The sequence below is a fragment of the uncultured Chloroflexus sp. genome (assembly GCF_937951745.1).
GTDB lineage: Bacteria > Chloroflexota > Chloroflexia > Chloroflexales > Chloroflexaceae > Chloroflexus.
Genome location: NZ_CALFBQ010000015.1, coordinates 1 through 18,991 on the forward strand (window position 1 = coordinate 1; position 18,991 = coordinate 18,991).

Annotated in this window: 15 protein-coding genes; 8 read left to right on the forward strand and 7 right to left on the reverse strand. The window is 58.3% G+C overall.

What is annotated here, in order from left to right:
* The 7 genes from Q1A59_RS04925 to Q1A59_RS04955 form a co-directional block, all read left to right on the forward strand.
* Positions 1–147: glycine cleavage T C-terminal barrel domain-containing protein (locus tag Q1A59_RS04925; RefSeq protein ID WP_299644168.1), on the forward strand; the 147-nt coding region annotated here is incomplete at its 5' end.
* Positions 148–158: 11 nt separating this feature from the next.
* Complete coding sequence (gene gcvH, locus Q1A59_RS04930) at positions 159–548, forward strand: glycine cleavage system protein GcvH (RefSeq protein WP_298406775.1); 390 nt, start codon at positions 159–161, stop codon at positions 546–548.
* Positions 549–674: 126 nt separating this feature from the next.
* The gene (gene gcvPA / locus Q1A59_RS04935) at positions 675–2,009 is read left to right on the forward strand and encodes an aminomethyl-transferring glycine dehydrogenase subunit GcvPA (protein ID WP_298406772.1); all 1,335 of its coding nucleotides are present in this window, start codon (positions 675–677) and stop codon (positions 2,007–2,009) included.
* Positions 2,010–2,079: 70 nt separating this feature from the next.
* Positions 2,080–3,072 carry a phosphotransferase family protein gene (locus tag Q1A59_RS04940; protein WP_298406770.1) on the forward strand — a complete coding sequence of 331 codons (993 nt, stop codon included), beginning with the start codon at positions 2,080–2,082 and terminating at the stop codon, positions 3,070–3,072.
* On the forward strand, positions 3,065–4,543 hold the full coding sequence (gene gcvPB / locus Q1A59_RS04945; RefSeq protein ID WP_298406768.1) for an aminomethyl-transferring glycine dehydrogenase subunit GcvPB: 1,479 nt from the start codon (positions 3,065–3,067) through the stop codon (positions 4,541–4,543). The genes Q1A59_RS04940 and gcvPB overlap by 8 nt, the downstream gene beginning before the upstream one ends.
* 225 nt (positions 4,544–4,768) lie before the next feature.
* Positions 4,769–5,458 carry a lysophospholipid acyltransferase family protein gene (locus Q1A59_RS04950; protein WP_298406766.1) on the forward strand — a complete coding sequence of 230 codons (690 nt, stop codon included), beginning with the start codon at positions 4,769–4,771 and terminating at the stop codon, positions 5,456–5,458.
* Positions 5,459–5,538: 80 nt separating this feature from the next.
* On the forward strand, positions 5,539–8,160 hold the full coding sequence (locus Q1A59_RS04955) for an ATP-binding protein (RefSeq protein ID WP_299644156.1): 2,622 nt from the start codon (positions 5,539–5,541) through the stop codon (positions 8,158–8,160).
* 262 nt (positions 8,161–8,422) lie between these two features.
* Here Q1A59_RS04955 and Q1A59_RS04960 read toward each other — a convergent pair whose 3' ends face one another.
* From Q1A59_RS04960 to Q1A59_RS04985, 6 genes are all read right to left on the reverse strand, one after another.
* On the reverse strand, positions 8,423–10,417 hold the full coding sequence (locus Q1A59_RS04960; RefSeq protein ID WP_366144876.1) for an acetoacetate--CoA ligase: 1,995 nt from the start codon (positions 10,415–10,417) through the stop codon (positions 8,423–8,425).
* A 338-nt stretch (positions 10,418–10,755) separates the two neighbouring features.
* Entirely contained in the window at positions 10,756–11,283 is a 528-nt protein-coding gene (locus Q1A59_RS04965; protein WP_299644159.1) for a Uma2 family endonuclease, read from the reverse strand.
* Between the two features lie 135 nt (positions 11,284–11,418).
* Positions 11,419–13,608 (reverse strand): VC_2705 family sodium/solute symporter, encoded by a 2,190-nt coding sequence (locus Q1A59_RS04970; protein ID WP_298406755.1) that lies wholly within the window; start codon positions 13,606–13,608, stop codon positions 11,419–11,421.
* Positions 13,605–14,783, reverse strand: coding sequence for a cell wall metabolism sensor histidine kinase WalK (locus Q1A59_RS04975; protein ID WP_298406752.1), 1,179 nt, complete (start codon positions 14,781–14,783; stop codon positions 13,605–13,607). The genes Q1A59_RS04970 and Q1A59_RS04975 overlap by 4 nt, the downstream gene beginning before the upstream one ends.
* A complete protein-coding gene (locus Q1A59_RS04980) occupies positions 14,780–15,484 on the reverse strand; it encodes a response regulator transcription factor (protein ID WP_298406749.1) in 705 nt (234 codons plus the stop codon). Before Q1A59_RS04980 ends, Q1A59_RS04975 begins: the two co-directional genes overlap by 4 nt.
* 312 nt (positions 15,485–15,796) lie before the next feature.
* Positions 15,797–16,216 (reverse strand): EVE domain-containing protein, encoded by a 420-nt coding sequence (locus Q1A59_RS04985; RefSeq protein WP_298406746.1) that lies wholly within the window; start codon positions 16,214–16,216, stop codon positions 15,797–15,799.
* A gap of 146 nt (positions 16,217–16,362) precedes the next feature.
* On the opposite strand from Q1A59_RS04985, the gene Q1A59_RS04990 reads away from it, so the two are divergent.
* Positions 16,363–17,640, forward strand: a complete 1,278-nt coding sequence (locus tag Q1A59_RS04990; protein WP_299644165.1) for a J domain-containing protein — start codon at positions 16,363–16,365, stop codon at positions 17,638–17,640.
* Between the two features lie 43 nt (positions 17,641–17,683).
* Here the strand turns inward: Q1A59_RS04990 and Q1A59_RS04995 are convergent, their stop codons facing one another.
* A complete protein-coding gene (locus Q1A59_RS04995; protein WP_298406740.1) occupies positions 17,684–18,931 on the reverse strand; it encodes a hypothetical protein in 1,248 nt (415 codons plus the stop codon).
* Between the last annotated feature and the right edge of the window lie 60 nt (positions 18,932–18,991).

Consider the following 18,991-nt stretch of genomic DNA (forward strand, 5'->3'; position numbering starts at 1 on the left):
CCAACCCTTGGCCGCCCGCTCGGTATGGCCTACGTACCCACCGATCTCAGCAGCGAAGGTAGTGAGTTTGATGTTATCGTGCGCGAGCGACCCGTTCGCGCGCGCGTCGTGAAGATGCCCTTCTATAAGCCGCGCTACAAGCGCTAGAGGAGTTCGACATGGCTTACAACACTCCGTCCGATCTGCGGTACAGCAAAACCCACGAGTGGGTGCGCTACGAAGGTGATGAGGTGGTGATCGGGATCACTGACTATGCCCAGCACGCGCTTGGCGATGTGGTCTACGTAGAATTGCCCGCCGTCGGCGCAACCGTCACTGCCGGCGAAAGCTTCGGCGTAGTCGAGTCGGTCAAGGCAAGCTCGGATCTCTATGCGCCGGTCAGTGGCGAGGTAGTGGCAGTTAATACAGATCTTGAGAGCGATCAGTCACCGATTAACAACGATCCCTACGGCAAAGGTTGGATGCTGCGGGTGCGACCAACCGGCGAGAGCGAGGAATTGCTCGATGCCGAGGCGTATGCTGCGTTGGTAGCCGAGATCGATCATTAGGCAGATGGCGAACGTCATTGCGCGGGTGCGCAGCGCCCCTGCTACAGCACTAAAACATTGCCGGGAGGGGCGCAACCGAACAACAACGCAACCGCTGGGATACCGATAGTCTAGATGGAACTACGCATGACTCACTATATTCCGATTACCGATGCCGACCGGCAAGAAATGCTCAAAGCAATTGGAGTTGAGCGCATTGAAGACCTGTTTGTTGATGTGCCGGCCAGCCATCGTTTCCCGCCGCTCGATCTGCCACCGCCATTGTCGGAACCGGAGCTGATGGCGGAGCTGAACCGGTTGAGCGAGTTGAACGCCCATGCCCGCCGGTATAGCATCTTTTTGGGTGCAGGCACGTACAACCATTTTGTACCGGCGGCAGTTGACCAGATTCTGCGCCGCGGCGAGTTTTACACTGCGTACACCCCATACCAGCCGGAAATCAGCCAAGGTACCTTGCAGGCCATTTTCGAGTATCAGAGTCTCATCTGCGCCCTGACCGGCATGGAGATCGCGAACGCTTCGCATTACGATGGCGCGACCGCGTTAGCCGAGGCGGCAATTATGGCGCTTAACGTTTTGCGCAACCGGCGCAAAATCGTGGTAGCGCGCGGCGTTCATCCCCAATATCGGGCTGTATTGCGCACCTACCTGCAAGGGCTCGATGTTGAGATTGTCGGTGACGAGACGCCGGGATCGTCGATTGCCGATGCGTTAGCACGCGTTGATGATCAGACCGCGCTGCTCATTGTGCAGAACCCTGATTTTCTGGGCCGGTTGCACGATTTACGTGGTCTCGGCGCACAGGTGCAGGCTCGCGGTGCGTTGCTCGCGGTTCATTTCGACCCAATCGCGCTCGGCTTGTTCCAAACCCCTGCCGAAGCTGGGGCCGACATCGCCACCGGCGAGGGGCAGTCGCTTGGCTTGGGCTTGGCCTTCGGTGGCCCGTACCTCGGCATCTTTACCACTCGCCAGAAGTATGTGCATAAGATCGCTGGGCGTATCGTCGGCGTGACGAAAGATATTGATGGCCGCATGGCCTATGTCCTTACCCTGCGCGCTCGCGAGCAAGACATTCGCCGCGAACGGGCGACGAGCAACATCTGCACCAATCAGGGCTTGATGGCGCTCGCGTCGGCAGTGTACATGTCGCTGATGGGCAAGCGCGGCATGCGGATGGTGGCTGAAGTTACCTACCAGCGCGCCCACTACGCCGCCAAGCGGATTAACGCTCTGCCCGGCTATCGCGTGCTCGCTGATCAGCCCTTCTTCCGCGAATTTGTGGTGCAGTGCCCGCGACCGGTGGCTGAAATCAATGCGGCATTGCGCGAGCAGGGTATCATCGGCGGCTACGACCTCAGCGCCGATGAGCCACAACTCGGTGACGCGATGCTGGTAGCCGTCACGGAAATGAATACGCCAGCCGAGATTAACCGGCTGGTGGAAGTATTAGCCGCTATATGACGAAGTGGGTCACAGGCCGCCCCCCTGTGAGGTGGGCTGGGAGGGGGCAACATCAATTCAGGTCAACCCGATGATCGAGGCAGTCTCACCCAATCAGATCGAGCGCATAGTCACCCGCATCCTACCGGGGGCGCGGGTGCGTGATGCTGCACCGCTTGGCGCGCGGAGCCTGCTGGTCACGCTCAACGACCGGCAGATTGTGCTCCGTCTGCCGGCTGGCGTCGATCGCTGGGCCGGCGAAGCGCTACGTACCGAGGCGCTCGCACTACGTGCGCTGCAAGCCGAGATCGATTTGCCGCTGCCGAGCGTGGTCGGTGAAGCTGCGGCCAGTGGCGATGACCCGCCGGCGCTGGCCTTGAGCTACCTTGCCGGCACGCCGCTGTCCGAGATCATCACTGCCATCGACGAAGAATCACGCTTTGCCATTGGGCAGGCACTGGCGCGCGTCATGGCGCGCGTGCATAGCTATCTGGCCTCGTATTACGGCCAGTTGCGCGCCGAAGCCTTGCCAACTCCTGCCGAACAACCGGCTATGCTTGCCGCTGATGTCGCCTACCTGCGCGAGCGGGTAGCAGCGGCAGCGGCTGACGCAGTAGCGCAAGGCAGCCTCACTGCCGAACAGAGCGAATGGCTGCAAGGCCGTCTCGCCAGTTGGATTACGACCACTGGCCGCCCGGCCTGCCTCGTCCACGGCGACTTACACCCGCGCCGGATTATCGTCCGCCGGCGGGAACGCGACTGGCGGCTGGTTGGTGTGGTCGGTTGGGGCTTTGCCCAAACATGGCGTCCGGCATGGGATCACGCCACCCTCCACCTCAACTTCGCCGATCCTGACTATTTTGGCCTACGCACCGGTTATGGCGTGGCCTACGACGAAACGACTGACCGTCGGTACGATCAGGTGCGCGAGTTTGCCCTCTTGACCTACCGGCTGGTCCTCTTGCTTGAACGCGAGCGGGCCGATCTCGCGCTTGCCATCGCCGATCAACTTGATCAGGTGCATACGCCGCCGGTGATTGCCACCCCTAATGAACCAATCCATGGAGTGCAGAGCAATGAATAACGAAGAACCGCCTATTTTTACCTACTCGCAACCGGGCAAAATCGGCGCTAATCTGCCGGCTGCCGGCGTTGAAACCACGCCGCTGCCCGCCGAGTTGTTGCGCCAAGATGACTTGGCCGGCTTTCCCGAATTGACCGAGCCGGAAGTCATTCGCCATTTTACCCGTATCAGCCAGCGCAACTACTCGATCGATACCGGCTTCTACCCGCTGGGGTCATGTACGATGAAGTATAATCCCAAGCTGCACGAAGAAGCCGCCCGCTTGCCCGGCTTTGCCGCCGCGCACCCGCTGCAAGATGAATCATTGAGCCAAGGCGCCCTGCAACTGATGTATGAATTGCAGACCTACCTTGGCGAGATCAGCGGCTTCGATGCGGTTAGCCTGCAACCCGCTGCCGGCGCGCAAGGCGAACTGACCGGTATTCTGGTCTTCCGCGCGTATCATCACGATCGCGGCGATACCCAGCGCACCGAAGTGTTGGTACCCGACTCGGCTCACGGCACCAACCCGGCGACAGCGGCAATGGTTGGCTTGAAGGTGATCGAACTAAAGAGCGATGCGCGCGGTAATGTTGACCTCGACGATCTCAAAGCCAAACTCTCACCGCGCACCGCCGGCATGATGCTCACGAACCCTAACACACTGGGGTTGTTTGAAGAGCACATTGTTGAAATCTGCCGCCTCGTTCACGAGGCCGGCGGCCTAATGTACGGCGACGGCGCCAATTTCAATGCCATCCTCGGCATCGCCAAGCCGGGTGAGTTGGGGTTTGACTTCATGCACTACAACCTGCACAAGACCTTCACCACCCCGCACGGCGGCGGTGGCCCCGGTTCGGGTGCAGTTGGTTGCACTGCCGAGCTTGCGCCATACCTGCCCGGCCCGCGTGTGCGCCGGCGCGACGATGGCAAATACGAGTTCTTCACCCCCGAGAAGAGCATTGGCCGTATGAAGTCTTTCCACGGCAACTTCGGTATGCTGGTGCGGGCATGGACCTACATCCGCTCGATGGGAGCCGCTGGGTTGCGCGCCGTCAGCGAAGCTGCGGTGCTGAATGCCAACTATGTGCGGGTTATGCTGAAGGATATCTATCCGCAGGCGATCGATCGTATCTGCATGCACGAAGTCGTATTACGCGGCCAAATTGCCGGCGCACCCAAAGATGTGCGCACGCTTGATATTGCCAAGCGGCTGATCGACTATGGCTTCCACCCGCCAACGATCTACTTCCCGCTGATCGTGCCGGAAGCGTTGATGATCGAGCCAACCGAAACTGAGAGTAAGCAGACGCTCGATCGCTTCATCGCCACGATGCGCCAGATCGCCGGCGAAGCGGTTGAGACGCCAGAGGTGCTGCACACTGCACCGACCAAAGCGCCGGTGCGACGGTTGGATGAAGTGCGTGCCGCTCGCCAGCCGATTTTACGGTACGATGCTAAGGCGATCGAACAGTTACAAACGGCTTCGTAGGGCAGTGGGCACCTGTCTTGGGCAAGCATACCGTAGCGCCGTATCCCGTGCGGCGCTACGGTCAAACGGTTTCGGATCCAACTATTGATGAAAAGGAAGCCATCCCCTCCCCAAGCGAGGCGCAGCACAGTATAATACCGCATAGATGAAGAGTCACCGATTTTATTGCAGCATATCTCGCCGCTTTGCTATTCTGGCGGGTGTCATAATCGTAGGGAAAAAGTTATGAGTCTCTACCGCAGCCGCCACGTTGCGGCCCGTTTCGTGCCGGCCCTGTTTCGGATCTTTGTCCGGCTTTATGTACGGCCGCGAGTTGAAGGGATTGAACACATTCCCCATGAGGGTGCCTTCATTATTGCTTCAAATCATGCCAGCCATGCTGACACAGCCGTCATTTATACCGTCTTGCCGCGTGAAGTACGCCCTCGCTTCGTCGCTGCCGCCGCGCAAGATTATTTCTTTCAAGGCGGGGTCATGCAATTCCTCTCGCGCATTTTGTTCAATGCCATTCCGATCGCCCGCGACCGGCGCGGCGGCCAAGATCCGCTCCGCCACGCTGCGCGCGCTCTGCGCGAGGGCTATGCCCTCTTGCTCTTCCCCGAAGGCACGCGCAGCAAGACCGGTGAAATTGGCCCCTTCCGCAGCGGTGTGGGCCGCCTAATCGCCGAATTTCCCGGCACGCCGGTCATTCCGACCTATGTCGGCGGTACCAATCGTGTCATGCCAAAGGGTAAGGTCATTCCACGCCCCTACAAAGTCACCGTGCGTTTTGGCGAACCGCTGTATCTGAAAGCGCATCCGAAACTGCGCGCGACATGGCAAACCGCCGCCGATGAGGTGCGCGAGGCGATCATCCAGCTCAGCGGGACGGCGTTGGCCCATAGCCTTGGCACGTCATCCGATCAGGATACGTAATGACTGGGATGTAGTATGGATGGATCGGCGACGATCAGCGCGAATCTCATCTAACGATAGGTTCGAATCGGGAGCAAACGATGGCTGCTTTCACCGATCCATCCTCCCCAAGCACTGAGCGGGTACGGCAACACACCGCGAAATTACTGCGCTTCCTAATCTGGCTCTCCCTCCTTTCCGTCATAGGCTATACTGTCTTTAGCCCGATTGACCCATCGCTCATGCCGCAGCGCCTGATTATTGTCGTGCCTCTGATAGCGGCGCTCCTTGCGGCATTCTGGCTCTTGCGCCAGCAACGGGTTGAGCAAGCAAGTCTGCTCGTCATTAGTTCATTGTGGTTGATATTAATCGGTTCAGCGACGATCAGCGGCGGTATTCTTGCGCCAGCTTTCGCAGCGTTACCCACCGTCGTCGTGATGGCCGGCATGCTATTCGGGCAACGAGGTGCATGGATCGTCGCGATTCTTTCAATTGCTACCGGCGTCATCTTTACTTTACTTGCCGATTGGTTACCCCAGCTGCCGATCCCTCACTCGCGACTGTCGTGGTCTGTCACCTATACGTTGTATCTTTTACTCTCGGCGTACATCATCGATCAGCTCATCAGTCATTTTCGCCAGTCATTACGCGAAACCGATAAAGAACTTCATGAACGACGCACTGTTGAAAAGCAACTCCGCGATTCGGAAGAGAAACTAGCCCGGCTTTTCGACTCGGCGCCGTTTGCGATGTTAATCGTGCGGATCAACGATGAACTCATCCTGAATGCAAATGCGGCCTGCCGCGAGTTTTTTGAGTTGAGCAGCGAACAGATTATTAAGCAACCGATTCGTAAGCTTAGCCGGTCGCAGTTGCCAGAGCGCTGGCCGGCTATCACTGAAGCGTTAGAACAGCAGGGAACGATCAGCGGTGTCGAGTTTAGTTTTCAGCGGAATGATCGCACTTCCGGCTTTGCCCAACTGGCGGCTGAGCTCATTGAGCTGCCTGAAGGTCTCTGCGCCGTCGTCGCGTTTCAAGATGTGACGCCATTGCGCCATGCCAACGAGCGTCTTGCCGAACTCGCTGCGCGACAAGAACAGTTGGCAACCTTAGCTCGCGAAGCGCTAGCGAATACTGACCTTAACACCCTGTTTGCCGCCGCTGTGGCACAAACGGCGCAAACCCTTCGCCTCAGCGGGACTGAGCTGGTTGAACTCGATCTCGATCATCAACCGTATGTACGCGCAAAGTGGGGCAATGTGCCTGAGAAGCTGTTGCCATCTGAGGTGTTCCGCGATCTGCCCAATGATCATCCCGGCTGGAACCAGTTGCCGCCAATCTTAGCTGAACGTATCGGCGATGTGGCAATGTATGGCGCCGGTATGCCTATTCGTGGGAAAGAGCGACTGTTCGGCGCGCTGTTGGCTTACGCGCAGCATCCGTTGGATACCGAGGCCATCTTCTTTCTGCACAGTGTCGCCAATGTGCTCGCAGTAGCGATTGAACGCTTTAACGCTGAACAAGAACGGCGTCGGATCGAGACCCAGATGCTGCAAACGCAAAAACTCGAAAGTCTTGGCTTGCTGGCCGGCGGTATTGCCCACGATTTTAACAATCTGCTGACCAGTATTATGGGCCATACCAGCCTTGCTTTGCTTGATCTGCCGTCGAACCACGCATTGCAGCCCCACCTCGCAGCTATCGATCAGGCTTCCCAACGAGCCGCTGAATTGTGTAGTCAATTGCTCGCATGCGCTGGCCGCGGCCAACGTTCGCTCGAATCCGTTGACCTCTCGGCGCTGGTGCGCGAAATGGGTAATCTCTTGCGCTTGCCGGCCAGTCGCAGCAGCCAAGTAACGATTACCTACGATCTAGCGCCTGATTTGCCAGCGATTGTAGTCGAAGCCAGCCAGATCCGACAAGTCGTGCTCAATCTGCTTACCAATGCGATTGAAGCTATTGGTGAGCGCAGCGGCACGGTTACCATTAGCACCAACGTGACTACACTTACCGCGACCGATCTGCGTCGCTTAAACTTGACACCAAGCATTGCGGCGGGCAAATACGTCACCCTCACCGTCAGCGATACCGGAATCGGGATGGACGAAGCGACGCAGCGCCGTATCTTCGACCCCTTCTTCAGCACTAAACCGAAAGGTCACGGGCTAGGACTGGCTGCTGTGCAAGACATTGTGCGCCGCCATTACGGCGCTATCCGGGTCGAGAGCACGCCGGGGCTAGGATCGACGTTTACCGTGTATCTGCCGGCCGCGAATACAACAACTCCGACGATGACTGCGGTGGCGACAACGCCTATCATCCTTACCGGCACTGCATTGATTGTCGATGACGATGCGGCAGTGCGTGGAACCATCAGCCGCATCCTCGAACGAGCCGGTATGGTGACACTCGAAGCGGTTGACGGGCGCACCGCTTTTACCCTATTGAGCGAATCAGCGATAAGTATTGATATCGCCTTGATAGATCTGGCAATGCCCGGCATGAATGGGTTAGAACTCCTTGAAGCCATTCGCCGCCACTCACCGCGCCTGCCGGTGTTGCTGATGAGCGGCAATGCCGAACAGATTACCAGCCAACCGCTGCCGATCAACCAATATACTGACTTCCTACCCAAACCGTACCGTTCACGCGATTTGCTCGAAAAGATTAGCCTCCTCATACAGAGGGCGACGTCCGTTAAAGCGAATAACAGCTCGCAATGACCCATAGGGCGTGGCGCTTCCCTCCACCTCTTGACGCCTTTGCGTGAAGCGCCTCTGTATCTTTGCTTACGTTGCGCCTTGGCGATTGCTTCACCCCCCGGCCCTTTCGCTCACCTGACGGCGGGAGAGGGGGAGCCGCGTGGATTGAGGGACAGGCATCGGAACGCGGGAGACCGTAGCGCCCCTCTCCCGCACCAGTGGGAGAGGGGCTGGGAGGGAGGGGACACCAGTATCGCAAAGCCATACCCTACATCTGCATCGATCATCCGCTCCCGCGATTGACCGTCTCAGCCAATGCGCGCGCCAGATCGACAAAAAACTGGAGCGATTCAGGGTTGCGTAGCGAATCGGGATTGGCTGCCCGCTCAACCGGCACACCCATCAGAATCTTTTTGACCGGCACCTCCAGCTTCTTGCCACTAAGTGTTAGCGGTACCGACGGAATCTGGAAGATGTCGTCGGGCACATGGCGCGGCGAGAGCGCGTTGCGGATCGCCTGCTTGATCCGTTGCCGCAGTGCATCGTCGAGGGTTGCCCCCTCGCGCAAGACAACAAATAGCGGCATATACGAACGCCCGCCGAGACCTTCCAGATCGATTACCAGACTATCAAGCACTTCGGGGATGGTCTCGACAGCGCGGTAAATCTCGCTGGTGCCCATGCGAATGCCTTGCCGGTTGATCGTGCTATCCGAACGGCCATAGATCACGATCCCGCCCCGCTCGTTGATCACGATCCAGTCACCGTGCCGCCAGACGCCGGGGTACTGCTCGAAGTAACTGGCCTTGTAGCGAACGTTATCGGGATCGTTCCAGAAATAGATCGGCATCGAGGGCATTGGCGCGGTAATCACCAATTCACCCATCACCCCAATCACACTGTGCCCGTCGGTATCGTAGGCCTCGGCCTTGCAACCGAGAATGCGGCACTGAATTTCACCGCTATACACCGGCAAGAGCGGACAGCCGCCAACGAAGCCGCTGCACACGTCGGTGCCGCCGCTGTAGGATACCAACCACACATCGCGCTTGATATGGTCGTAGACCCACTCAAACCCTTCCGGCGGCAATGGCGAACCGGTTGAACCGATTGATTTGATCGCGCTGAGATCAAACTGCGCTCCCGGCTCAATCCCACTCTTCATCAACGCAGTAATGTAACCGGCGCTGGTGCCAAAATAGCGCATCTTGGTCTGCTCGGCTAGCCGCCACAATACGCCCATATCAGGGTAAGCCGGGCTGCCATCGTACAAAATCGGAATAGCGCCGACCAACAAGCCGCCGATCAAGAAGTTCCACATCATCCAGCCGGTCGTGGTGTACCAAAAGAAGGTATCACCCGGCCGCATGTCGAAATGGAGGTCGAGCGACTTGATGTGTTCGAGCAGAATCCCGCCTTGACTATGCACAATCGGCTTGGGTAAACCGGTGGTGCCGGAAGAATAGAGCACCCACAGCGGCGCATTAAACTCAACCGGCGTAAACACCAACTCAGTCGGTGTTTGCACCGCCTCTTCCCAACGCAGCAGCGGGCCACGCAACCCATCTGGCTCAGCCGCCGGATCGAGGTACGAAATAAAGATGGTCAGCTCGACACTGGGCAACGCGGTCTGAATCGCCGCCACTTCGGCCCGGCGGTCAAATGGCTTACCGCCGTACTGGTAGCCATCAACCGCAATCAACACCTTTGGTGCAATTTGACTGAAGCGATCGATCACGCTAGGGCTGCCAAAATCAGGCGAGCAGCTTGACCAGATCGCACCAAGGCTCGCTGTCGCCAAACATCCAATCAGGGCGTGAGGCGTATTAGGGACATACGCCACCACCCGATCACCCGGCCCCACCCCGGCATTGCGTAGAGTCTGCGCAAGCGCCGCTGTCTGCGCGCGCAGCGTTTCCCAACTCAGCGGCGTGGGCGCTTGCCGCTCCGAGGCGACAATCACTGCCGGGCGGTCAGGTGTGGCATGGCGAAAGGCGTGCTCTGCGTAGTTGAGCTGCGCGCCAGTAAACCAACGCGCCCCCGGCATTTCGCGACTCGACAACACAGTGGTGTAAGGAGCGTGTGCCTTAATCTGGTAATACTCCCACAACGCTCCCCAAAACGCCTCCAATTCATCAACCGACCAGCGGTAGAGACTATCGTAATCGGTGAAGTGCAATCCATACCGTTGCTCAAGCCAGCGCATAAACGCGCGCATCGTGCAGTTTTCGCGCAATTCTGCCGGCGGTTCCCACAACAAACGTGGCGCGGTGGTCATCATTGGCCTCCGTCTGACCTAACCTTTGGCGTATTTGTACGTTGAATTGTAGCTGAAAGAGGGGAATACGGTCAACAAAGATCGAGTCTTGTAGAGATACCCAGCAGTGCGTCCCGCCCAGACGTGTACCTACCGACAACGCCCTCATAAGATGATATGCATACCGCCCCGTTCCACCACCGCACGCGGCTGATGGAGGAGCAGCAGGGTTTGTCCCTCCGCAATGATGGGCATTCCCGCACCCCAGCCCTCTCCCCAAGAGGAGGGGGAACAGGGGCATTCCCGCACCCCAGCCCTCATCCGGTAGGGAGTGGCGGAAACAACGAGTCCACTCTTTCTTAACCCGGCACCTCAAGCTGACAACCGCAGGCCAGCACAACCGTAGCCGGCCCTTGCCACGTCACCGGCGCCGATCCGGCTTGAAAATGGACAGCCGTTTTCCGCCTCGGATCGAAGACAACAACATCGCGAACACCATACGTAAGGTAGAAAGGCGCCCCATCAGGGCCGAGATCCTTATCTTCATAGCCGGGACTGAGCACCTCGACCACCGCTGCCGGAGTCATGTCAATCGCCTCATCGCTGTCCGGCGGTTCCGTGCAAAAGATAGCTAAATCTGGACGCTTGAGTGATCGATCAGGATCGGGGAATCGGATTAATACGTCCGCCAGCGTAAAACAAGCACAACCCATCAGATGAGCATCTACCGGTCGTACCGAGCGCTCGATGTACCGCAACGCTTTCTGATGCCGGCTTGAAGGCAACGCTTCCCAGCGCGGATGCCCCCGCACATACTCTAAACGCACCGGAGCGCCACTCGCATCAGTTTGTAAAATCAACTCTTCTATTGACAAGAAGCGTGACATAGACACTTTTGCTCACCGCTGGCCCTCGTTGCAGCTTACTCAGCCACTGCACGCTCGATGGAACACCACTAATCTGTTGCTGACTGCAACCTGCAGCTCTCCATCTCTCTTCGCAGGAGAACTGGAAAAGCACCGCTACGGATGCCGCACATAATCAACGAGCGCCAACACCTCTGGATCGGGCGGCGGCCCACACCGACTAACCAGCCACGTCACCAAAAAATTGACCGGCAGACCAAAAATGCCTGCTGCCGAACTGGAGATACCAAAGACAGCCCAATCAGGCGTAACATAGGTGAGCGCCATGTAGCCAGCCGTCACAAGAAAACCGCTCAGCATCCCGGCTACCGCGCCGCGGCTATTCGCTCGCCGCCAGAAAACGCCTAAGACCAACACCGGAAAGATCGTCGCAGCGGCAAACGAGAAGGCCCATGCCACTAATTGAACAATGATCGCCAACCGTTGCAGCGCTGTCAAAGCCGCCAAAATGGCCACAGCCAGAATCGCCAAGCGGCCTAAGAGTAGCCGCTCTCGCGAACTAGCTCGCGGGTTGAGCGTGCGATGGTAAATATCGTGAGCCACCGCCGAAGCAATCACCATCAGCAGGCCATCGGCGGTACTTAAGGCCGCCGCCATACCGCCTGCCGCAACCAGCGCCACCACCGTGGCCGGCAACTCAGCAATTTCCGGTGTCGCCAAGACCACCAAATCTTGGTCAATCTGTAGCTCCTGATACTGCAACACGCCATCGCCATTCCCACCCATATCGGGATCATCGGCGATCGTCAGCAAGCCGGTACTCGCCCATCGGTTCGTCCATTCTGGCAATTCGGCCACCGGTTGGCCAACCACCGAACCAAGAATCTCCCAGCGTGAAAACGCCGCATACGCTGGCGCAGTCAAATAGAGCACACAGATCCACAACAACGCCCATGCTACGCTGCTCCGGCTATCACGCACGGTCGGCACCGTGTAAAAACGCACCAGAATATGGGGCATGCCGGCAGTACCCAGCATCAGACAGAGACTCAGGGCCAGATAATTCCAGATCGACCAATCATTAAACGGCGCGACATAGCTAGGCAAGCCCTGCACCTCTTCCAGTTGCGCAATATTGCTCAGCGCCTCGCCATACATCACCTGCGGCAGCGCCACACCGGTCAGCTTATAGGCTAGCCACGTCACCGGTACAAGGTAGGCGAAGACGAGGATTATCCCCTGTACGCCTTGCGTCCACGTAATCGCCTTCATGCCGCCGAGGTACGAGCAGAGCAACACCGCCGCCAAGCCGACAATCACCCCCACCATATAGTTCAGACCGAGAAACCGGCTCATAATGATGCCAATCCCGGTCACTTGAGCAGTCACATAGGTAAAACAGATGATAATGCTGAACACAGCCGCAATTACGCGCGCGCCAGCGCCGGGATAGCGCGCGCCGATAAAATCGACCAGCGTATATTGGCCAAATTTGCGCAAGTAAGGCGCGAGCAGCAGCACTAACAATACATACCCGCCCGTCCAACCGGTGATGTAGGCGAGACCCTCGAAGCCAAGCAAATAGAGTGCGCCGGCCATGCTGATGAACGAAGCGGCGCTCATCCAATCTGAGCCAGTGGCTAAGCCATTGAGGATTCCCGGCACTTTGCGGTCAGCGACGTAATAGGCATCGAGCGTATCGGCGCGAGAGCGAATACCGATCACAGCATAGAGACCAATCGCCAACGCGAGGAAGCTCCAGTCGATCAGGTGCGCCGGTAGGCCAAACCACGTCTCGAGGGCAATACAGACCCCCATTAGTGCCAACAAACCGGCTGCAAATGCTAGATAGCGCATTGAATAGCGCCGGCGAATGAGTCGTTCCTCGGCAGACTCAGCCGGATCAATGCCAAAGCGCCGGTCGAGCAACCGCATTCGCCAGTTATAGGCAAAGGTCAGGATCACAAAACAGATCAGCGTCCCCTGCGCACCCATATAGTAACCGAGCGGAAATCCGGTTAAGACGCTGATCCGGTTCAGCGGCTCGGCCAAGACGACTGGCAATACTACGCTCAAGAGCCAGATTATCAGCAGCGGGCCGACCAAGCGCAGATTTTCCTGCCAGTATTGCGACAACCATGCCGGTGCCAGCGGCCATTGCAGCGGTGGCGGCGTCACTGTTGCCGTGCGAGTGACCGGGGTTGGCCGGGGAGTGTACGACTCCACTGATCCTTGCACCTGACGCACCGGTGGGAACAGGCGGTCGATAATGAACAGCGACACTGCCAATGCGCCGCCAACCACCAGAAAAAGCTGAAAGAGGCCAATCCAGAAACTTGCGCTCATGCCCCATCAACCGTTGTCACCGATTCCACTCGCACAACCGCCATCTGCGGAGCGAGCGGCAGGGTAAAGATAAACCGTGCCCCCTTACCGATACCATCGCTCTCGGCCCAAATCTCGCCCCCTTGGGCATAAATCAGGTGGCGCGCGATTGCCAACCCAATCCCGCTACCGCCGCTATTGCGCGCGCGCGATTTATCAACCCGGTAAAAACGCTCAAAGAGATGCGGCAAATGTTCGGCGGCAATTCCAATTCCGGTATCAATCACTGCCACCCGCACTTCATGATCATCAGCGCACGCCTGCACCGTAACCGTCCCGCCTGATGGCGTATAGCGATAGGCGTTAGCAAGGATATTAATCACCACCTGCGCCACCCGATCGGGGTCGGCCCAAACCTGCGGTAAGTATTCAGGCACATCGAGGCACAAATGAACCTGATTACTGCTAAACAACGGCTCAAATTGCGCAATCTGCGCTTCTAGCACCGAACGCAGATCGATAGCGCGGGCCACCACCGGCAACTGACCGGCTTCTACTCGCGATAACAGCTCGAGGTCTTCGATCAACCGTTGCAAGCGGCGGGTCTCGCGTAAAATCAGGTTGAACGTCGCCGGATTCGCCGAAACCACCCCATCAACCAAGCCTTCCATATACCCACCGATAGTTGCCAACGGCGTGCGCAACTCGTGAGTGACGTCGGCCAGCAACGCCAAACGCCGGCGCTCGGTTTGATCAAGCGCATCAGCCAACTGATTGACGCTTTGGGCCAATTGGGCAATTTCATCATCGGCTTGAATGCTCGTGCGCTCGCGATAAAACCCCTGCGCCAAACGACGACTGACGTGCGAGAGGGTTTGAATCGGCTCAACAATCCGGCGCGAGACAAACAGGCTTACCACGACCGCGGCAGCTAGCGCGCCAAACCCGCTGATCAGCAATGCTTGCTGGATCACCGACTGCACCTGCTCTTGCAACTCAAGCGCCGCGTTGGTGGTGCCGGCACCTAATTGTCCGGTTTCTGCCGCCGCCGAACCTAGCGTCAACGGCGCAAAACCGGTCAACCCGAGGCTTGCCAGCACATTCGATGCTGCCAACAGCACCACATACGCCATCAAGACAATAATCAGATGGGAGATAAACAGTTTCCAGCGAAGTTGATGCAACCACTTCTTCATCGCGCGCCGCCGACAAACTTATACCCTACGCCGCGCACCGTCTGCACCAACGGCGTCCCGTGCTGATCGTCATCGAGCTTTCGGCGCAACGTGCCGATATGCACATCGACCACCCGATCAATCCCAGCAAAATCGGGGCCCCATACCCGTTGCAGCAACTCTTCGCGCGTAAACACCCGCCCCGGATAACTGGCCAGCGCGTAGAGCAGATCAAACTCGCGTGGCGTCAGATCAACCCGCACGCCATTGCGCTCGACCTCACGCCGTTCGGGATCGATCAGCAACCCTTCAAATTGCAACACCGGACGCTGGCTCGTCTCGGTCGAACGCAACACCCGATTGCGCCGCAAAATTGCTTTCACCCGCGCCACCAGCTCGCGTGGGCTAAATGGCTTGGTCAGATAATCATCAGCCCCTACCGACAAGCCGATCAACTTATCGATCTCATCGGCACGGGCCGTCAACATCAACACGTACACCGAAGTGTCACGGTGCAACTGCCGGCACACTTCGATCCCGTCAAGACCGGGCAGCATCACATCCAGCACGACCAGATCGGGTTTCACGTTACGAGCAAGGGCCAGCGCGCTCGGCCCGTCGAAGGCCCGATGGACGACAAAGCCCTCATTGCTTAGATAACTGCTCACCAGATCGACAATTGGTTGCTCGTCATCAACCACCAGAATTGTAGCTGCTTCCATTGCAGCGCTCCCTGCTTCCTTCAATGGCGGCAGTATGTTGTAGAGATGCAGGCAACTGTTCTTATGCCAGATGAGCCGTTTCCCGGACGGGAAGCGGGCGAGTCACACGATAACGGCAGCGTCACCGCACGCTAGCAAATAAGAGACAATCCAAATACGGGGAAGAAATACTCGTTTTTGGCTGACTGCGCTACCCTGCGCCAGCAGAGCATGATGTACAGCTCTGCATACTGGCGTTCACGCCGAACCGGCAATCAGGATAAGCACATTCCCATTCGTGCTGTGAAGTATACCACAACTTACCGGATGCCATTATACGTTCGCCGGCTCGGCCATCGTCAGCAGCCGTTCCCATTGGGGCGCCGTCACCGGCACCACCGACAGCCGGCCTTGCCGCACCAGCGCAAAATCGGCAAAGAAGGGATCGGTCTTGATTGCCGCTAGGGTCACCGGGCGTGCCAGCGACCTGATCGGCACCACATCAACAACGATTAGACGCGGATCGTTCTGTTTGGGGTCGGGGTAAGGATCACTAACCACTCGCGCCAAGCCAACCGCTTGCCGCTCATCGCCGGTATGGTAAATCAACGCCTCATCACCGCTACGCATATCGCGCATGTGCTTGAGGGCCACATTGTTTTCTACGCCATCCCATACTGTGCGCCCTTCCCGCACCAAATCGGCGAAACTGTAGACAGAGGGTTCGGTCTTGAGCAACCAATACTTTGGCATAGGGTCATCCTTAATGATTGCAATGAGCGAACACATCGCATAATACCATTAGTCATGGTACCATCAACAATTGCGCAATGACAGTGTACATCTGCCACCACATAAACTAGCGGCATGCTATAATGCCCGGCGCGAAAGGGGGTTGCGTGAACGACGATTTTGAACAACTTGACGACTACGCCATCCTCGGCATCCGGCCCGGCGCGTCATTTGCCGACATCAAACAGGCGTACCTCAAACAGATCAGCCTCTACCATCCTGACCGGTATGCCGGCGCCTCAGCCGCTGAGCAAGAGTATGCAGCCCGCCGCGCGCGCCGGATCAATCAGGCGTATCAGAATCTCCGTCGGCGGCGATCGTCAATGGCGCCAGCCACGCCGGTACAACGTGATTACCAAGCCGAGTTATACGCGCAAGCGCAAGTGCATCTCGCCGCCGGCAGGCGATTGCAAGCGTTGGCCACCCTACGCGAACTGCAACGCATCAACCCGTGGTACCGCGATTGCGCGGCCTTGATTGCCGAGCTGGAGGCAGAATACCAAACCCCAGCCACTGCCGCCGAGCCAACCATCTCGCGTCGCACCTTGTTAACGGCAGCGGTAGGCGGCCTGACGCTGACCTTTCTCGGCTGGTACGGCTGGCGCCAACTTCAGGGCGCAATGACGGTGCAAGAGATCGATAACCGCCCCCCCACCGCGCCTCCCACTGCACCTACGCCTCCCACTGCGCCGTCACCCACGACCGCACCTACGCCTCCCGCTGTGCCGTCACCCACGACCGCACCTACGCCTCCCGCTGCGCCGTCACCCACGACCGCACCTACGCCTCCCGCTGCGCCGTCACCCACGACCGCACCTACCCCTCCCGCTGCGCCGTCACCCACGACAATCACTGCCAGCGGACCGATCATCTATCAGGCCGACTTTGGCCCCAACAGCGACTGGCCCACGACCAGCGGCAACGGCTGGAGCGTTAGTGCAAGCAATGGCGCCTATCGCATTCAAGCCAACGCCGGCATCGGCGACATTTGGGCTTTCCGCACCTCACCGATCGGGGCCGATATGATGATCGAAGTAGAAGCAAGCGTTATCGGGGATTGGGGCGGATTAATGCTGCGTTTCAACGGCCCGCAGCGCTACGTCAGCTTCGTCATCAATCCGGCCAGCGGCCAATTCCGTTGCGATGAACGCAACGGCGAGCAACGCACCCTCCTCGCCGAAGGAGCGATCATCCTCGCCGAACGCACCCGTCTCAGCGCGCGGCTCGAAGGCCAGAGCATCGAATTGCGGATTAACGATCAAGTAGTAAGCATCGTCACCAGCGCCACCCCACCGCCCGACGCGCGTTACGGTCTGCTGGCCCGCGCCGGACAGAACGCCACCACGGCAACGTTCAGCAATCTCGTAATTCGCGCCCTGCGTTAGCCGAGAGGAGGGAATGTTCCTTCTATTCCCTCCTCCCCATTCCCTATCTCTCCGGTGGCAACCACATCGCCAACACGCCATCGCTTCGCCGGCTGGCGATCCCGCGCCCAATATCCAGCACATACACCCCATCACGCGCGCCATAGACCAAGGCCCGGCCATCGCTCGACCAGAGATCGAACGAGAGCGCATAGGCATCAAAAAAATTAATTTGGGCCAAAAACTCCTGTGAAGGCACGAAGGTCGTCAACGTCCGCGACGTACCGCCGGTGCGGTTAACCAACTGCCAGCGCAACTGCACCAAACCATTTGATGTCCGCCCGGCAGGCGTCAGATACGCAAGCTGCTCGCCGTTCGGCGACCAAAAGAACGCCACCACGTTATCATCCGGTGCCGACAAGGTATCCACCTTACCGTCGAGACCAACCAGCTTCAGCGGGCCAAACCCATTGGGGCCGACCGTCGTATACGCAATCTCATCACTGCGCGGCGAGCGGCCAAAGATAATCGCCGCCTGCGGCTCACGGGCCAACGCCTGCGGCTGGGTTTCACCCACCTTCACCCGCGTCAACACACTCTCAACCTTTTCCACTGCCGGCGGGCCATCGATTGGCGGCTGCGCAACGTAAAAGAAGCTCTGCCCATCAACACTCCACGCCGGCGTCTGGAAAAAGCCGGGGTCGTTCACTTCGTACAGCGGCTGCGCGCGGCCGGGCTGTACCGTCACCACGCGCCCATCCTCGAAGATTGAACCGCCGATATGCACCAACAAAGACGAACTATCGGGCTGCCACGCCAAATAGAGCGACGTCGGCGACACACTGACCAACTCAGCCGGACGCGACCCATCCGCCAGTACGACATGCATTCCTAACCCAGCCGTACCGCGATTGGAGAGAAAGGAGAGGTAGCGACCGTCAGGCGACCAAACCATATAGAGCGGCGGATTCGTCGTCGAACGGTAGAGTTCAGCACGAGCGCCATTCCGCAAATCAATCACGCGCAATACACTGACGTTACCGTTTTGGCTAATGTATGCAATCCGGCTACCATCAGGCGCCAACGCTGGATAACGGAACAGTTCGGGGCTCACATCATCGGCCAGCACCTGTGCCGCACCACTTCGATCAACGAGGGCTAGTCGTCGGGCTGGCCCAACCACGAGTAATTTCTGATCGACCGGTCGATGAGTAATCAACAAGATGGTTAACACACCGGCACTGATGCTGCCGATCAGAATCATCACGCTCAACAGGCCAATCAGCGTCAGTAGAATCCGGCGCGCCGCCATGCTTCGCTCCTTTCCGGGGGACGGTACGGTGTATTAGGTAGTATACCAAGATTTGGGGTG